General features: G+C 44.0%; 20 protein-coding genes. 18 read left to right on the top strand and 2 right to left on the bottom strand.

Annotated elements, in window-relative coordinates; all coding sequences use genetic code 11:
• Positions 1–17 precede the first annotated feature (17 nt).
• The 17 genes from ACQ4N8_RS03005 (at position 18) to ACQ4N8_RS02925 (ending at position 12,900) form a co-directional block, all read left to right on the top strand.
• Positions 18–2,603, top strand: a complete 2,586-nt coding sequence (locus ACQ4N8_RS03005; RefSeq protein WP_430702830.1) for a hypothetical protein — start codon at positions 18–20, stop codon at positions 2,601–2,603.
• A gap of 11 nt (positions 2,604–2,614) precedes the next feature.
• Positions 2,615–3,085, top strand: coding sequence for a hypothetical protein (locus ACQ4N8_RS03000; protein WP_430702829.1), 471 nt, complete (start codon positions 2,615–2,617; stop codon positions 3,083–3,085).
• On the top strand, positions 3,085–3,222 hold the full coding sequence (locus ACQ4N8_RS02995; protein WP_430702828.1) for an XkdX family protein: 138 nt from the start codon (positions 3,085–3,087) through the stop codon (positions 3,220–3,222). Before ACQ4N8_RS03000 ends, ACQ4N8_RS02995 begins: the two co-directional genes overlap by 1 nt.
• A 71-nt stretch (positions 3,223–3,293) precedes the next feature.
• Positions 3,294–4,151, top strand: coding sequence for a hypothetical protein (locus ACQ4N8_RS02990; RefSeq protein WP_430702827.1), 858 nt, complete (start codon positions 3,294–3,296; stop codon positions 4,149–4,151).
• Positions 4,152–4,165: 14 nt separating this feature from the next.
• Positions 4,166–4,495 carry a hypothetical protein gene (locus ACQ4N8_RS02985; protein WP_430702826.1) on the top strand — a complete coding sequence of 110 codons (330 nt, stop codon included), beginning with the start codon at positions 4,166–4,168 and terminating at the stop codon, positions 4,493–4,495.
• A 17-nt stretch (positions 4,496–4,512) separates the two neighbouring features.
• The gene (locus ACQ4N8_RS02980) at positions 4,513–4,653 is read left to right on the top strand and encodes a hypothetical protein (protein WP_430702825.1); all 141 of its coding nucleotides are present in this window, start codon (positions 4,513–4,515) and stop codon (positions 4,651–4,653) included.
• 145 nt (positions 4,654–4,798) lie between these two features.
• A complete protein-coding gene (locus ACQ4N8_RS02975) occupies positions 4,799–5,263 on the top strand; it encodes a hypothetical protein (RefSeq protein ID WP_430702824.1) in 465 nt (154 codons plus the stop codon).
• Positions 5,264–5,347: 84 nt separating this feature from the next.
• Entirely contained in the window at positions 5,348–5,866 is a 519-nt protein-coding gene (locus tag ACQ4N8_RS02970; RefSeq protein WP_430702823.1) for a phage distal tail protein, read from the top strand.
• A gap of 19 nt (positions 5,867–5,885) precedes the next feature.
• Complete coding sequence (locus ACQ4N8_RS02965; protein WP_430702822.1) at positions 5,886–8,033, top strand: phage tail protein; 2,148 nt, start codon at positions 5,886–5,888, stop codon at positions 8,031–8,033.
• 60 nt (positions 8,034–8,093) lie between these two features.
• Entirely contained in the window at positions 8,094–8,642 is a 549-nt protein-coding gene (locus ACQ4N8_RS02960) for a stalk domain-containing protein (RefSeq protein ID WP_430702821.1), read from the top strand.
• A 6-nt stretch (positions 8,643–8,648) separates the two neighbouring features.
• A complete protein-coding gene (locus ACQ4N8_RS02955) occupies positions 8,649–9,077 on the top strand; it encodes a hypothetical protein (protein ID WP_430702820.1) in 429 nt (142 codons plus the stop codon).
• Positions 9,078–9,167: 90 nt separating this feature from the next.
• Positions 9,168–9,476, top strand: coding sequence for a hypothetical protein (locus tag ACQ4N8_RS02950; RefSeq protein WP_430702819.1), 309 nt, complete (start codon positions 9,168–9,170; stop codon positions 9,474–9,476).
• Positions 9,382–9,708 carry a hemolysin XhlA family protein gene (locus tag ACQ4N8_RS02945; RefSeq protein WP_430702818.1) on the top strand — a complete coding sequence of 109 codons (327 nt, stop codon included), beginning with the start codon at positions 9,382–9,384 and terminating at the stop codon, positions 9,706–9,708. Before ACQ4N8_RS02950 ends, ACQ4N8_RS02945 begins: the two co-directional genes overlap by 95 nt.
• Before the next feature lie 15 nt (positions 9,709–9,723).
• Complete coding sequence (locus ACQ4N8_RS02940) at positions 9,724–10,635, top strand: peptidoglycan recognition protein family protein (RefSeq protein WP_430702817.1); 912 nt, start codon at positions 9,724–9,726, stop codon at positions 10,633–10,635.
• Between the two features lie 18 nt (positions 10,636–10,653).
• Positions 10,654–10,875, top strand: coding sequence for a phage holin (locus ACQ4N8_RS02935; RefSeq protein ID WP_430702816.1), 222 nt, complete (start codon positions 10,654–10,656; stop codon positions 10,873–10,875).
• 235 nt (positions 10,876–11,110) lie between these two features.
• The gene (locus ACQ4N8_RS02930; RefSeq protein WP_430702917.1) at positions 11,111–12,058 is read left to right on the top strand and encodes a HipA family kinase; all 948 of its coding nucleotides are present in this window, start codon (positions 11,111–11,113) and stop codon (positions 12,056–12,058) included.
• Positions 12,028–12,900: a DUF3037 domain-containing protein gene (locus ACQ4N8_RS02925; protein ID WP_430702815.1), complete on the top strand. Its 873-nt coding sequence runs from the start codon at positions 12,028–12,030 to the stop codon at positions 12,898–12,900. Before ACQ4N8_RS02930 ends, ACQ4N8_RS02925 begins: the two co-directional genes overlap by 31 nt.
• 97 nt (positions 12,901–12,997) lie before the next feature.
• Here ACQ4N8_RS02925 and ACQ4N8_RS02920 read toward each other — a convergent pair whose 3' ends face one another.
• Both ACQ4N8_RS02920 and ACQ4N8_RS02915 read right to left on the bottom strand, forming a co-directional pair.
• Positions 12,998–13,477, bottom strand: a complete 480-nt coding sequence (locus tag ACQ4N8_RS02920) for a hypothetical protein (RefSeq protein ID WP_430702916.1) — start codon at positions 13,475–13,477, stop codon at positions 12,998–13,000.
• Positions 13,478–13,944: 467 nt separating this feature from the next.
• On the bottom strand, positions 13,945–14,367 hold the full coding sequence (locus tag ACQ4N8_RS02915; RefSeq protein ID WP_430702814.1) for a hypothetical protein: 423 nt from the start codon (positions 14,365–14,367) through the stop codon (positions 13,945–13,947).
• Between the two features lie 240 nt (positions 14,368–14,607).
• Between ACQ4N8_RS02915 and ACQ4N8_RS02910 the strand changes: the two genes are divergently transcribed.
• Complete coding sequence (locus tag ACQ4N8_RS02910) at positions 14,608–15,174, top strand: hypothetical protein (RefSeq protein WP_430702813.1); 567 nt, start codon at positions 14,608–14,610, stop codon at positions 15,172–15,174.
• Positions 15,175–15,253 lie beyond the last annotated feature (79 nt).

Below are 15,253 nucleotides of genomic sequence, written 5' to 3'. Positions count from 1 at the left end.
GAAGGGAGGTCTGAAAGATGGCTCAACAACCTATGTACCCGGCGAAGAGTAACAGTCCGATAACGGAGTTGGCAGCTGCTATATCTGCGGAAGATACGGCGGTTACTATTTTATCGGCTGGTAACATACTGGCTGCTCCCAACCTGTTGACGCTGGGGAACGACGAAACGGCCGAAATTGTACTTTATACCGAAGTTGTCGGGACGGCACTTACGGTTACACGGGGCTTCGGCGGCACGACGGCGAAAGCGTGGCCAGTCGCAACGAAAGTGGCACGGAATTTTTCGGCTTACGACCACGAATCCTTTCGGGCGAACATCTCTGAATTGGATACCCGCGTGAATGTCGCCCAGGAAACCGCCGAAGAGGCCGTACCGGCGGCCAACGCATACACCGACCAGCAAATCGCTTTGGTCACAGAAACCGGCATCCCGAAATTGGTCAGCTATCCGCTGTTGGTAACGGCTGCAACTGACGGCCAGACGGAATTCGAGATCCCGTTGGACACGTTTGACGCCGTCACGGACACGCTGCTCGTATCGATCAACCGGGCCACGCTCGACTCGACGCGCTACACTGTCACCAACACGGTCCGCGACGGGTCCGGGCAGGTAACGCAGCGTGCAAAAATTACGCTGCTATCCGGTATCAAGGTGGGCTCCAAAGTCGCAATGGTCGTCTTGAAAAACGTCCCGATCGGACCGGACGGCGCGATCAACGGCGCGGTGCTGGCGGTGGACAGCGTGCCAGTCAATCGGGTGAGCGGATTACAGGAACACTTGGCGGATTATGTGCGGCAACCAGCATTCGCAACAACTTCTGGAACGGCCACGGATTTTGCCATTACTCTTGATCCAGCACCGGCGAGTCTGCCGGAAGGGTTCGGAGTTACAATCGTGCCGCACGTTGATTGCATGGACGGACCAACGCTGGACGTAAACGGGCTCGGGCCTTTACCACTTAAAGACCAAAAAGGCGTCACAATTACGGCTGGGAAAATCATGGCAGGGAAGCCTTACTCATTCCGCCTCGTAGGTACGGATTTTTTAGCAGATAGCGGATCGGGAGGGGGTGAGATCGAGGAGTATTTTGGCGAAGGAACCCGAGCTTTCGATTCCGATGATTACATTGTTCCACCAAGTGTAGTGCCCACGGTAACTGCTCCATATGGCGGGACAGGGGCGGGGAATGTTCTGCTTCCAGATACGAGCGAATTTGTAGTTACGTTCTTACCGACAACCCCAGCTTTACAAACAGTGCTGCAATTTGATTTTGGCCGTGATGTTGGGCTTGGTACATTCTCTTTCACAAATCTATATGCTACTGCAGCCGGGGTTGTACTGCTTTTTGAATGCAGCGGTGATGGAGTTAGTTGGTCAAGACTTCCATCATCAGGAATTGGAGTTAGCACATCACCTAGCTCACCTTCAACTGCTGGAACGGCTACTGTAATCGCGAGGTACGTTAGGATCCTACTACGTAATCCGCCTACAGTAAATGCTACTCTTCACATTAGACAAATCACTTTCGGCATACCATCCACTTCCCTATTGGCCTTTCCGGTTACTCCATATACCATTGAAAATCCTGACACTGGAGCAGATTCTCAATTGGATATGCTTGTGGTCCGTGAATACACGAGCTTTAATCTCAGGGCTGGGGTAACGCTTACGACGTATGCAGAGTGTGCTGGTTTGATTTTGTATGTCAAGGAGAATGCGATTATTGCAGGAAATCTGTCTATGACTGCAAAGGGAGGCGTCTTTTCAAGAGAATTTCCGATTTCAGTGACCAAAGATATGGAATTCATGTATAACAAATTGCTCACGGATTCCACACTCATGGGCGGCCAAGGAGGCTCCGGAGGTTCCGGTGGTGGCGATAGAAGTGGAACAGGAGGCAGGGGTGGATACAAACGAGCTTTTCTTGGTGGCGGAGGAGGCGGTGGCGGAGGTGGAGGGAATGGCATGGCTGCATTTACCTACGCTAATGGAATGCCTGGGGGATCAGGAGGGATAGTTGGCAGAAGAAGAAAATACGTCGAAACAAGAAGTATAGCTGTTTATGATGCCTATAGTTCAATGGTTAGGGTGCTTTCCGCTTTTCAAGCCTCGGATGGATTTGGTGGTGCAGGTAGTATTGCGATGTATTCAAGTTCTGGAGTCTACGCTGTCAGTGGATTCGGCGGTATAGGGTTTGGTGCTGGAGGAGGTGGCGGAGGTGGTTATTTTTCAAGTGGGGAAAATTCATCTGGTAGAGACGGTTTAAATGGCGAGCCAACTGGTGGGTTCCTTTGTATGTTTGTGATGGGGAATATGATCATTTCTCCAGGTGGAACCATCACCAATAACGGCGGTGTTGGTGGGGCCGGGGCTCAGGGAAGATTATCCAATGGACAATTCGGAGGAGCTGGCGGTGGTGGTGGCGGAGCTGGCGGGGGAGTGACTGCGCTTTATCATAAGGGGGCGTTCGAGAATAATGGTTCAATTACCGTAGATGGCGGAGTAGGGGGCTCCGGTGGTACATCGAACGAGAATGTAAGTTATGTTGGACAACCAGGAACCGCCGGAACTGCCGGGACCATAAAAATTCAGAAAATATAGGAGGATGCGTTATGAGAATTGTGCTCGTTTATAATCCATACAACTCGGCAGAGGTCGCAGCTCTGGGTCAAGTAAAAGAGGAATTATCTACCTATGCGGAGGATGTGCAGGTTTACGATTTCCAGCAGGTTAAGGATCGGTATTTTATCTCTCGCACCCCTGCCGTCATTTTTATTCGTGAGGATTTGCAGGGAGAGCAGCTCCTTAACGTAGATGAAGTGCAGGCACGGCTTCGTGTGACACTTGAGGCTTACAAAAACATGGACGAGGAGGAAAAGAATCTTCACGACATGGAGAATAGTAGGCTGGATTATAGAGTCAACGCCGAAATCAAAAGGAATGTCGACCCGATTGGCTCCGAGTTGATTCAATCGAAGTTGGATGCGAAAAAGACTTCAAATACCTGCGCGACATTGGGAAAACAACTCATTCAGGCACGACTTGATCTGGCCAAACTGCAAGGGGAAGGAGATGCGGCGTGATGTCGGATTTTGATCTATTTAAAATGGGATGGCAGAATGGATGGGCCAGTGAACAGGATATGAAGGATGCTGTGGTTTATGGAATTCTAACGACGGAGCAATATCAAGAGATCGTCGGATATGAATTTGAGGTATAGCCGGACGATATAGTGCAACGCCAGCAATGCCATTGAGGCATTTTTATTTTTGCTCAGAAAGGGGATTCGACATGGCAGAAGGAATCACTTTGCAGGAAATGGACGAGGAGACGGTCGCCGAACTGGCAACGAAAGATGAAGTCGGCCCGCTGCCGGAACTACTAACGACAGCAAAGGGCAATATGGTTGAGGCGGTAAATGAGCTTTTTACAAATGTCAGTAATGGGAAGACTTCGGTCGCTGCCGCCATTACTGGCAAAGGAGTAGCGGCATCAGGCAGCGACACCTTTGCAGTATTAGCCGAAAAAATTGGACAAATAAGTAGTGGAGGAATAAAAGATCCGTCAGTATTACCATCGATAAAAGGTAATATTTTTGATCAAGCGCAAGGAAGACTGTTGGCGCGATCTAAATCCCTTATCGTAGGATCTTATGGATCAACCGTCAATCATTCAATTTATATTTACGATAGAAATATGAGTCTAATTAGTACAACACCATATTCCTCGCCTCCTTATAACGGAATGGTCAGTTCAACTGTGCATTACCCTTCCCCGGGTTACGAGGAGTTTATAGTAAAGAATGGTACAACTATGCAAATAAGATTTTTTGATGTGGATAGTAATTTGCTGAATTCCTTTACAACAACAACCGTTGGCATTCAGTCTAACATGACAAGTAAAAACCGAATGTACCGTTATAGCAATACCAACGTCACTGTATACGACAAACAAGGGAATTTGTTGAATGAAGTACCATTAGCGAGTTTTACTGCCACACCTTACTTTGTCCCTTATCCTGATGGATTGCTGATAATTAGAGAAGCTTCTGGATCTTCTTCATTTGACTTCAGTTTCATCAAAGAAGACGGTACTCTTGTTTCCATACCACAAAGTACGCTACACCCATTACAGTATTTATTTATCTAGGAGGTATGCTGTTTATGTTTATTAAAATCAATAACTTTATTCAACTCGACGGAAAAGCGGATTATAAGGGAATGGATATTTCCAAAAACGTTCCTGGTTCACAAGTTTATGCGATTGAAAACGGTGACAATTATTGTGTGCTGGAAACAACAAAGGAGACGGCTCCAGAGCATCAGGACTTGATCGTATTGACGGCTCAAGAGTATGGCCGGGAACGGGACGAAATCATCAGCAAGATGGCCCCGGCCCCTGACCCTATCGCGGAATTAAGACAAGAGAACGCAGAACTAAAACAAGCCATCGCGGAGCTGACGATGATGATCGCCGCCGCGCCGCAGGCTTGAGGGGGAGGTGATGGATCATGACATTTACACCAAATAGCGGACTGGTCAAAGTTTGGGTCAGCCTGGTACTTGCAGGGACGTATACGCTAGACCAATTGCCGCAGCTGTACAACCTGAAAGACGTCGTCACGGAAGTCGTAAACGTAACAGCAGCATAAACAAAGGAGAGCGCCGGAAGGCGTGTTTTTATGCCATTCCCGGTATGTGCGTCCTAAAATAATCTATTATTTTACATGATTTAGGAGATTGGGTATAATAGAGTCGAATCGGCCGATTCTATTAAGCTAAGAAGGGTGGAAGAACATGAAAATCAAGAAGATTTTAGGCGTTCTTTTTACTTCGATGCTACTACTAACAATGTCGTCTTCCGTTTTTGCTGCTGACGTAACACCTAATGCTGTAGGTATTGGTGATTCTCGCACAAATGCTATTACGTTACTCGACAACACGATGTATACTTTATTCATATCAGATGCAAACGACAAAGATTGGTATAAGTGGACTAACAATACTGGAAAAGACCGTTACGTATCAGCCACATTATATCCAACAGCGCCTGGAACTTCTCTCAATTTATCCGCCATTATTGATTATGGCGGAGGGATAGAAACATCCGTCTTACATGGGGAACGTAGCGTACCAACAAATGGTATGCGTTTCAGGAACCTTTATGTTCCTAACGGAGCAAGCCTCTACGTGATCATCGGTAATGATTTATCTACATTAACTCAATATGATTTTAACATTCTCTCCGGATCGGTTAATTAATATGCTGTTCATAGAAGAAGCGTCCTTCACTGGGCGCTTTTTTCTTCGCTCAGGAAAATTTTCCTGACCTGAAAGGAGGGCAATATGTTCGGAGGCCCCTTCAACCGGTTGCCTTTTAACCGCCAATTGTTGCTGGAAATATTTTTTTCGGTCGATTTTGAGAGCAACACAGAATTTGAATCGCGAATGAATCTCGAAATGCCCATGTCCGCCAACTTTGAAATGGAAACCGAGTTTTCCTCGAAGATGACCCGGGAGATTCACTTCGGTGTTATGTTCGAAAGCGCGACAGAATTGATTACCAAGATGGTCCGGGAACGGATGATGCAAGTCGAGTTTGAAAGCAAAACAGAGTTCGACGCGAAGTTAAAGCTATATCACGTGGATGAAATTGAATTCGTAGGCGAATTCAAGCCTGGTGATAAGATCATTATCGACAGCGAAAAGTTTAAGATTACCCGGAACGGCGAAAACGTCTCCCATCTTTACGAGGGGGATTTTTTTGATCTAAACTTGGGGACCAACAACTTAGCTTGGACTGATCCAGAGACTGGCAGGAATATCCTCTTTAGAATTACACACCGCGATAAGTTCTTGTACTGAATTGAGGTGATATACGTATATGCAGCCAAACCCAACCATGCAAGTGTTTGATAAAAATTTCAAGCGTACCGGCACACTTATAGACTCGTACGACATACAACGTAAAAGACGCTTAAATAGCGACTATGAAATAACATTCATGGTCCCTATGACAAGCGAAGATTATCAAGAAAAAATCCAACTCAAAGGCCACGTTCGAGATGAGCGTGGCCAATTTTATGTCATTCAGTCCCGAAGCCGGTCGCGCGAAGGCAAGAAACTGACGGCGAATATTTACTGTAACCACATCATGTTTAAGCTTTTGGATTTTAAATTCCCATACGCTAGCTACATCGACGAGGCATATGGGGTTCATATCTCAACGCTTACCAATGCGATCTCAGCAGCCACAGGCGGGCGGTTTACATTCCAGATCCACGATACCTTCCCATTACATGATGTAAAGGATTGGGGACGTGGTGACTGCCTACAAGCACTTAATGATGTAATCAAGATGTATGAATGCGAAGTGGAACCGGATAACTTTGTCATTCATTTTAGGAAGAAAATCGGAACCGACAGCGGTTTGCAGTACCGGATTAAGAAGAACATTGTAAGTAGCTCGTTTAAAGATATCAGCGAGAAGCTTGTCACTCGCCTATATGGTCAGATGAAGGATGGCCGGACGTTTATTGGTATGGACGCCTCCAAGTTGACCGAAGAGGAGCGGACTTTGCTTTCTCAGGTTCCTGGAGCCATCGTTAACGGTAAGTTGGCCGTAAACTATCTAATTTCTCCGTATGCATCTTACTGGTCGAGCGATAGTGTTCCATTTTTCGACGGGGAATTGATCAATCAGGACATCGAGGAACCGGAAGACCTTCTGGAGGCCATGCGAAATAAACTCCGTGAACAGGAACAACCTGAACTGGAGTCAACTATTTCATCGGCCGATTTATTCAAGATCGATAAGACCGAGCCTAAGCCGGGTCTTGGCGACACAGTAATGTGTATCGATCCTAAAATGGAAATGAACAAGCTGAAAGCTCGGATAACAGAACTAATCGAGTATCCTTACAGCATGGATAAGCATAGCCAACCGACCATTTCCAATGTCAAACCTCGCGACCACGAGGACATTATAGCCGACTTGCAAAAGAGTAAAGACCTGGTTGACAACATGTTTTCGAATGGAAAAATCCGGACAGAAGTTTTCGAGGTGGCGGCAAAGCAAGTAATCATCGACATCAACAACTCAAAGACCGAATTGATTTATCCACCAGAAGGCGGGATATTAGCTCAAGATAAGACAAACCCGCTTCGACAAGTTCGTCTGACTGCTGCTGGCCTTGGGATAAGCACAGATGGATGGCAAACAATACGAGCAGCAGTAAACGCAGATGGCATCCTAGGCGAGAGGATCATTGGACAGATTGGTAACTTTGAATCGCTTAGCATCGGCAGTGGTAACAACATTGTTTTGTTGAATCATTCTGGATTATCTGCCGGGAACGCAAGTTTTAATTCAGCTCCATTTAGAGTAGATATGCAAGGAAATTTGATCGCGAACAAATTAACAGCAAACAGCGCCCAAATAAATAGCTCCAATTTTAATAATGGAGCAATCGTTGGTTCGTCAATCAACGTTGGGAACGGTAAGTTTACGGTTAGTTCAGCTGGCGATGTATCAGCTCAAGGGGCAGTATTATCACAAGGCACTATCACAGGGGCGCTTATACGCACTGCTTTATCTGGTGCACGCGTAGAAATGGATTCGTCAGGATGGCGCGTATATGACTCTGGAAACGCTCTACGAATCTCTATACTACAGAACAACCAATATGGAATGAACGCTATTTCTTTTGCAAACTCCGGGACACTTAATGGTGACTCCGGAATGATGCAGTTAACAGCTACCGGTAATATTTTCTTAGCTGCTCTAGGTCAGGTTTTCGTTCAGGGATCTACCACATTCTACAACAGCGTAACTTTTAACCAGGGTGTATCCGGGGTTCCTATTTCTGGGGTGACGAATTTGCAATCACAACTCAACGCGATAAATTCATCCCTAAGTAATAAGCCAAGTGCGGGGGAAACGGCAACAAATATGTCTTTCGACTCTAACACACGAAACCTAAAACTATACAGCATAACAGGTGCGACACTAGCAACCGTTAACATTCCATAGTGTCAAATACCGTGCGAGGATGTTATAATTTAGGAAAATATGCTCGGAAGGGTGTCGGTTATGCGTAAATGGTTGTGGGCCGGCGTGCTCACATTAACAGTTGGACTTGTGGTAGCTACAGGCGCTGGTGCTGACTCGGTATCATTGATTGGTAAAAAGGTTCAGGCTGTAGTTTCATTTGAGGTGAACGGAAAAGCTGTAAAGGATGCCGTTATTATTAATGGGGTGACTTATGTTCCAGCGCGCAGTTTCTCTGAAGCAGCTGGATATTCCGTTGCAATTGAAGGGGGTAAGGTGAAGATGTTCTCTAGTGATGACAAAATAGCTGAGACACTAAACAATAAATGGCGAATTAGTGTATTGCAGCAAAATATAGTAACGCTGGAGACAGAAATCGAAGGGTACAAAGAGGAAGTTAAGCAAGCCGAAACCGCAATAAAGGAAGCGGAGGCGCTGAACGCCAAGACTAGCGAATTGACGAAGATCGATACGTCAGGAGTCGAAGAAAAACTGCGTAAAGCTAAAGCATCCATCGCTGAAACGCAGGCAAAAATAGACGCAGCTAATGCGGAAATCGCGGAGCTACAGGCGAAGATCGACGCAAACTAAAAATAAATGAAGAAGAAAATTGTAATCATCTCAAGCGTAGTCGTTTTTCTTGCCGTAGCATTTCTGACGTATGATTATTTTTACACTGTATACCAAAGAGAGCATCGCTCTGCTCCTGTTCCGACCGGTACCGTTCAATACTTTGATATGGAAACCGAAAAGGCGATCAAAATCTTTTCGGCGAAATCCAACTCTCTTGATATATTGAGCAATGAAGACCAAGAATATATTGAAAGGTATTTTGACAAATATTTGGGCAATCCAAGATTGAGCGATGCACAGAACTCCATTTGTACTAAGGTTGTACTTTTAGACACTTCGTATAGGCTCTATATTGATAACAAAGACAGCAAAAAGAAGAAGGATATTGAATCCTCCAACGAAGCTATCCAAACGTTTTTTAATGCACTGAAGTCATTGCAAAATTCGCAGTAACTAAGCACCAAATACAATCTACAATATAACTGACAAAGAACATCTCGTTAGGGGTGTTCTTTTTGTTGTCAAAGAATGGAGGAGAAGCGCTTGGCTGAAATCAAACCTATGCTTGGAATACAACTTGATCTCACTAAACCGGTAGATGAACTTGTTCTGGTAATTGTTGCAGTACTGAATAACCATCCTCAGAAAGAGGTTGAGATCCTGATGGAGCTGGATAACCGGATCGGGGATGCTCTCGCACAACGATTGAAACAGGAAAACGAAGAAAGCCCATTGCCGGGGAAGGGAGGCGGCGAAGTTGAACAATCCGGAAATGGAGATGCTGGCGAAGATAAACAATCAAATCGGGAAGCTGGAGGGAGCGCAGGAAGCAAGCACCAGAGCGATCGGTGATATGGCTACGAATATAAATCGACTCATCGAAAAAATGGATAAATCCGATGATATCGCCCGCGAGGCAGAACAACGAGCTAGATCAGCGCACCACCGAATTGACGAAGTTAAGAAAGAAGTATCGGAAGTGAAAGGTGATATTACTTGGCTTTGGAGAGCGGTCATCGGGGCTATCATAACGGGTGTTATAGGCGGCGGAATCGCTCTTATCTGGAAGTTAATCGGATCATAAATGGAGGGGAATGGCTTGGACAAAACAAAATACTCGATTGAACGGCGCTACATCGCAAAGCGCAGCAATACGCGGCCAGGCACCCGGCTCAAAACCGGGACGCCGGCCTTTTTTGTTGCCCATGATACCGGCAATCCAGGAGCGACGGCGGACAATCATTACACGTATTTTAACAACCTTACGGACCGATCTGCCTCGGCCCATGTCTTTATCGACGACACGAAGATCCTGGAGATCATCCCGACCGGCACCGGGACGGACCCGGCGGAAAAGGCATGGCACGTGCTCTACAATGTGACGACCGACAATGATCAATTCGGCTATGATGCGAACGATGCGGCCCTGGGTATCGAATTGTGCTACGGCGGCCGGATCACCTTCTCGGAGGCGTACAAGCGTTTCGTTTGGTATCTCGCCTACTGCTGCGACAAGTGGAGCAAGAATCCATCGACGCATATTGCCAGCCACAAGCAGCTGGACCCGGCCCGCAAAGCCGATTGTGAGCAGGCGCTGAAGGCAGGCGGAAAGACCCTGAAGGATCTGATCAACGACGTCGCCGCCGAGCTGACTTCGCCGGTCATTCCTCCGGACTTCACCCCGATCCCAGCTGGCGTGGCTCAGGCACTGATCGATAATTACATTTCGCCTGCATGGTTTGCTGAGCAAAAGGAGGGAGACCAGATCGGCATGATGCACTTCCACAACTTGGCGAACAACCTACGCCTCGCTTCTGGTATACCGCTGACTCCCGGGGAGGCCGCCGCGCCACTGACAAAGCTGCCAAAGAGCAACGCCCAGGAGATCATCTTCCGCTGGCTCTCTCCGGCATGGTTTAAAGCCAAGGTGGACGGGGATAAGACAGCGATGACGCACTTCAACAATTTGGCCAATTACCTGCGGTGCGCCGCTGGCATCCCAACGGAATAAGAAAGGAGAGAATGCAAGATGAATAAGAAAAGATGGCGGAACTACGCATTGTGGATTAGTATCGTATCGCAAGGTTTGCTGCTCGTGCAGCTCATTGGGCACTTGACGGGTGCGTTTGCTTTGACCGATGTAATGAAACAAGACATCCTGACGGTCGTTGATGTTGCGCTTGGGTTGCTGGCTACGTTAGGGATTATCAGTAATCCAACCAAGCCGGATAGTGGTGGGTATAACTTGTAATCTCCTAATTTATGGTATATAATGTATTAAGCATATTCCTTTAAAGATATGTAATCCGGTAGAACCGGTATATAGTATCCCATCGACGAAGAGTTGATGGGATACTATATTTATTAGGACTTTTTGCATATGTGAGATTGATTATTTCAATAATATGGAATAAGATTATACCATCTAACATGCTTGGAGGGGCCATGATGGTTAAGAGAATCCAAGTGAGTACTTTCCTGAAAAAATTAGGATTAGGTACTTCCGATCCGAACCTCTTCTTATCCTTGGTGATGATAATGAAAGGTATATATTGAAAAATCAGAAAGTTTCACCGCAGGAAGAATATGACTGCATGTTTTTAAATGAATTTATTTCTGGACAAATTGCACTACACCTTGGAGTTCCAACTCCAGAATTTGCTATAGCAGAACTGGATAAAAGAATTCTTGAAAATGGTCCATCCCTTCGATTCGTTCATAAGTTTACTGATGGAGTTCATTTTGCTTCAAAAGAGGTACCTAATGTTGAAGCTAATCTTGAAGAAAACTACGCTATTCTCATGCAGATGAAAAAGCCGTACATAACTAGATCCTGGAATAAGTTTTTTGAAGACATTAGCAACCCACAAGACGTTGCCAAAATAATTGCTTTTGATCTATTCATCGCAAATTTTGATAGATATAACAATTCAGGAAATCTACTTATACACAACGATTTTGGAAAACGGAAAGTTGTTACAATAGATCATGGACATGCATTCTTTGGACCCGTTTGGAATACTGTAAAAGTGGGAAACCTAAGATCTGTAGGATTGAATGATGAATATTACGATTTATATGTGAATAATTACCTGATGCTTTCACCAAAAGCAGGTTATATGGGAGGACTTGGAGAAGTATTTAGGGCTATAGAAAGAAATATTGAACTTGACAAAATTACCAATCATTCTTTTCAAATGATTGTCCATAATATAGAATCTATTAATGAACCCATAGTTGATGAATGGTTTTCAGAAGTTCCGGATGTCTGGTTTAAAGACAAAAAGAATCAAATCGGATATTATAAACAGTATTTATTGCAACAAAAGGATATGGTAAGATATCTAATTCAGGCTATGGCAAATCGAGGAGCTTTCTCAAATTTTAGGGGAGGAGAATTAGAATGGATAGAAAAGCATACTGGTACAGTGTAGTCCGTTACTCTCCAGATGAAATTTCGGGAGAAATCATTAATGTAGGCATCATATTGCATTCTGTTCAGTCTGAAATTGTTTCAAGATTTTATATCTTAGATGAATCCTCTCCTAAAATAAAAAATATTTTAAGTTCGAAAATTGAGGAGAGCACCTATAAATCATATAAGGATATAATTGAGTATTACTTGGTTGAAAGCAATAAAAGTTTGACCGGTTTGGTTGGTGAAATTGGGATATCTTCTATTCATAATGAGCATTATCTAATGGCTTTACAAGAATTCTTTAAAGACAAAAAGATGTATCTTTCAGAGCCAACCTTTTCATTAAGCAGGGATACCGAGGGGTTATTCAAGAGTCTTTTTTCATCTTACGTAGGATTAAAATATTACCCACATGGCATTGACAAAGAACAGAACGTCAAAAACTTAGTCAGAAAAGTTTTTGAAGATAAGAACTTCTTGAACATTAAAGTTAAGCAAGATATAGCTATAGAGCCATTGCCGAATCTACCGATTAAATTAAATGTAGATTTCGGTTTTAAAAATGGTGTTTGGAATTATCTTCAAACTACACCAAGTATAAAAAATACAACTAAGGGTACAGAATGGTTCGCCAAAACAAAATTCCTAATTGATTCTATTAAGGAAGAGGAAGCAAAGGTTTATTTACTTTACAGGAAGTCGGTACTTCATGAAAAAACTGAAACAATTAATTTGATTAATTACTTTGGATATTCAAATGAACGTGTAGTTGGGATGGATATGGACGATTCAAGAAATGTATTGATTTTGTGTGATAAAATTGAGAAAGAAGCTCACTTGTTAGAAACCATTTGTTGAAAAAATACCATTCCGTTTACTAGCGGGATGGTATTTTTTCTATGTTTATTCGAAAATAAATTTTTTAACAACCCAGATTTTGTCCAATTCCTCATTTTCACACGCGCTGGTATCCGTGGCTCCACGAATACAAAGTCCCGATCCTCCCCAGTGATAAGCTGCTGAGTAACCCCGTAAAACGTCTTTCGTTCGGTAGGCCCAGCGCCAAACTCGTTAATGCCCGCCGGGCGCACTCTCCCGCGTTCATCCTCAACACCTGCCAGCCGAATTCAGCCTTTCTGTACCCGGTGATATAGACGTCGGCATGCGTCCAGTTGATCACCTTCCGCCAGTTGTCGGAGCGGCGGCCTGTCTCATAAACGCTGTCTCCGCGCTTTCCCACAACCCCTTCCATCCCGCGAGCTTTGATCTCCTCAAAAAGATCTTCACCGGCGCCGACGATGTGCGGCACGATTCCAAAATTGGAGTTCGGTAGTTGCAGGGTCGCGAGGATCTCCTTACGCTCCGTGAGGGGCAAACGGCGGAGGTCCCGACCATTATGCATTTGGATGTCAAATATGGCAAAATAGGCTGGCAGTTCCCCGGTTAGCTGCGTGATCTTATCCGCCCGACGTGCTTGAACCGCGACATGACCGCTTCAAAGTCGAAAACGCCGGCCACTGGATCTACGCATCATGCGACCTCGCCGTCCAGGATCACGTCATAACCAAACGGCAGCTGCAGTTCCGGGTATTGCCAGGTGCAGTCGTTATTGTGGCGCGTATACAAGTGGACGGTGCTGTCCTGCTTCGAAAATATATAGAGGTGGCCGTCGACTTTTGGTTCGAATATGTAGTGCGAGTCGCTGAATGGACCGGGAGGGTTGTTAATATCGGGATATAAACATAGAAAACCTTTATCCCGATTATACTTGTTGGTACCTCGGAATAGAGGCGGTAATTGTTTGGATTCGAGTTCTAATATGATAACGTTGTGCAATCCGGTAGCGCCGGTATAAAGTCTCCTCCTGCATTTGGATGGTTCTTATTGATTACTTTGGCGTAGTTATTTGAACTCTAATTCAGAAATAACTTGCTCTACTGTTTTAATACGTGCTATTTCAGGATAATATGAAAGAATTTCAGTTACAGCTTCTTCTAGTGTGGAAAATAATTTAAGCGGCTTCGCATCTCCATTTAACGGTGCTTTATACAATTCGTATTCGTAACAACCATTTTCAATTTTATTTAATTTAATTCCGTGATCGAGTATCCAAGCTTCCTTTTTTAAATACGGAAAAATACTTGTTAAAATATACTCTACATCCACATCAAATTGAAGTAATTTCTCCTTTATAGTTTCTTGTTGCTCTTTGCATATTTTAAGAATACGGGGGTCTAATTCAATAACTCCATTTAGCATTTTCTTCTCTCTTTCTCGAACCTCTTCCCAAGCACGCATTTGTTTGTAAATCTTAATCAGATCCACTTTTGTAAGTCCTCCCTGACTTTACTTTGTGTAAACTTTTTACATAATATATATAACTTTCATATTACAGAACAAAAACTATAAAGTCAAAGTCATCAAATTTATTGTTGTCGACATACTTAGCAGTTCGTATCCATAAAGAAAGGATAAATAGTCAAATATACCCATTGAATAAATACATATCCAATAGTACTATTTGATATCTAAAGGAAATATATAACAGAAGAGGAGATTGATAGAATGAAAAGGCTTGGTACTATACTACTAGCACTAACTTTATTAGTATCCATGGTTTCTTTCACTGGATCTAAAGTTAATGCCCAAGATTTGGGAGGACAGACAACGGCAAGTCAGGAATCATCAGTTTATGAGTTTCGTGATTCTATAGAAAGTAGAAGTATTGATGCTTCTACTACATCTCCGACTACAGAAACATCAACTACTGATGAGTCGATCAATATACAAGCAACAAATCCATTTGACTTATGGATTGATGTGCTTGGGAGTGGTAATCTTGAAGGCAACTGGTCCTATAAATCTCCAGGAAAAATTGTTACTGATGTAGAATTAAAAATGACGCTTCAGTACAAAAAACATTGGTATAATTTGACTTGGGATGACGTGGACTCATATTCTTTTTGGTACTCAGGAAGTTTATCAGATCATGAAAACAATCAGCATACATGGACTCCATCTGAAGGGGAAGGGCATTATAGATTACACTTAACTGGTCAAATTAGATTTATTGATGAAGATGGCTCCGGAGGTCATGTTGTTACTTTATATTCGGCGGATGTAACTATATAAATTTGAATGCCTTGCTGAACACTTTGATCAGCAGGGCATTCATTTTTTAAATAAAACTGAATTGTTAATATTAATAAAT

It is taken from the genome of Paenibacillus macerans, assembly GCF_050565405.1.
Classification (GTDB): Bacteria; Bacillota; Bacilli; order Paenibacillales; family Paenibacillaceae; genus Fontibacillus; species Fontibacillus macerans_B.
The sequence above is the reverse complement of the archived record's forward strand: the minus strand, read 5'-3'. Positions and strand labels throughout refer to the sequence as shown.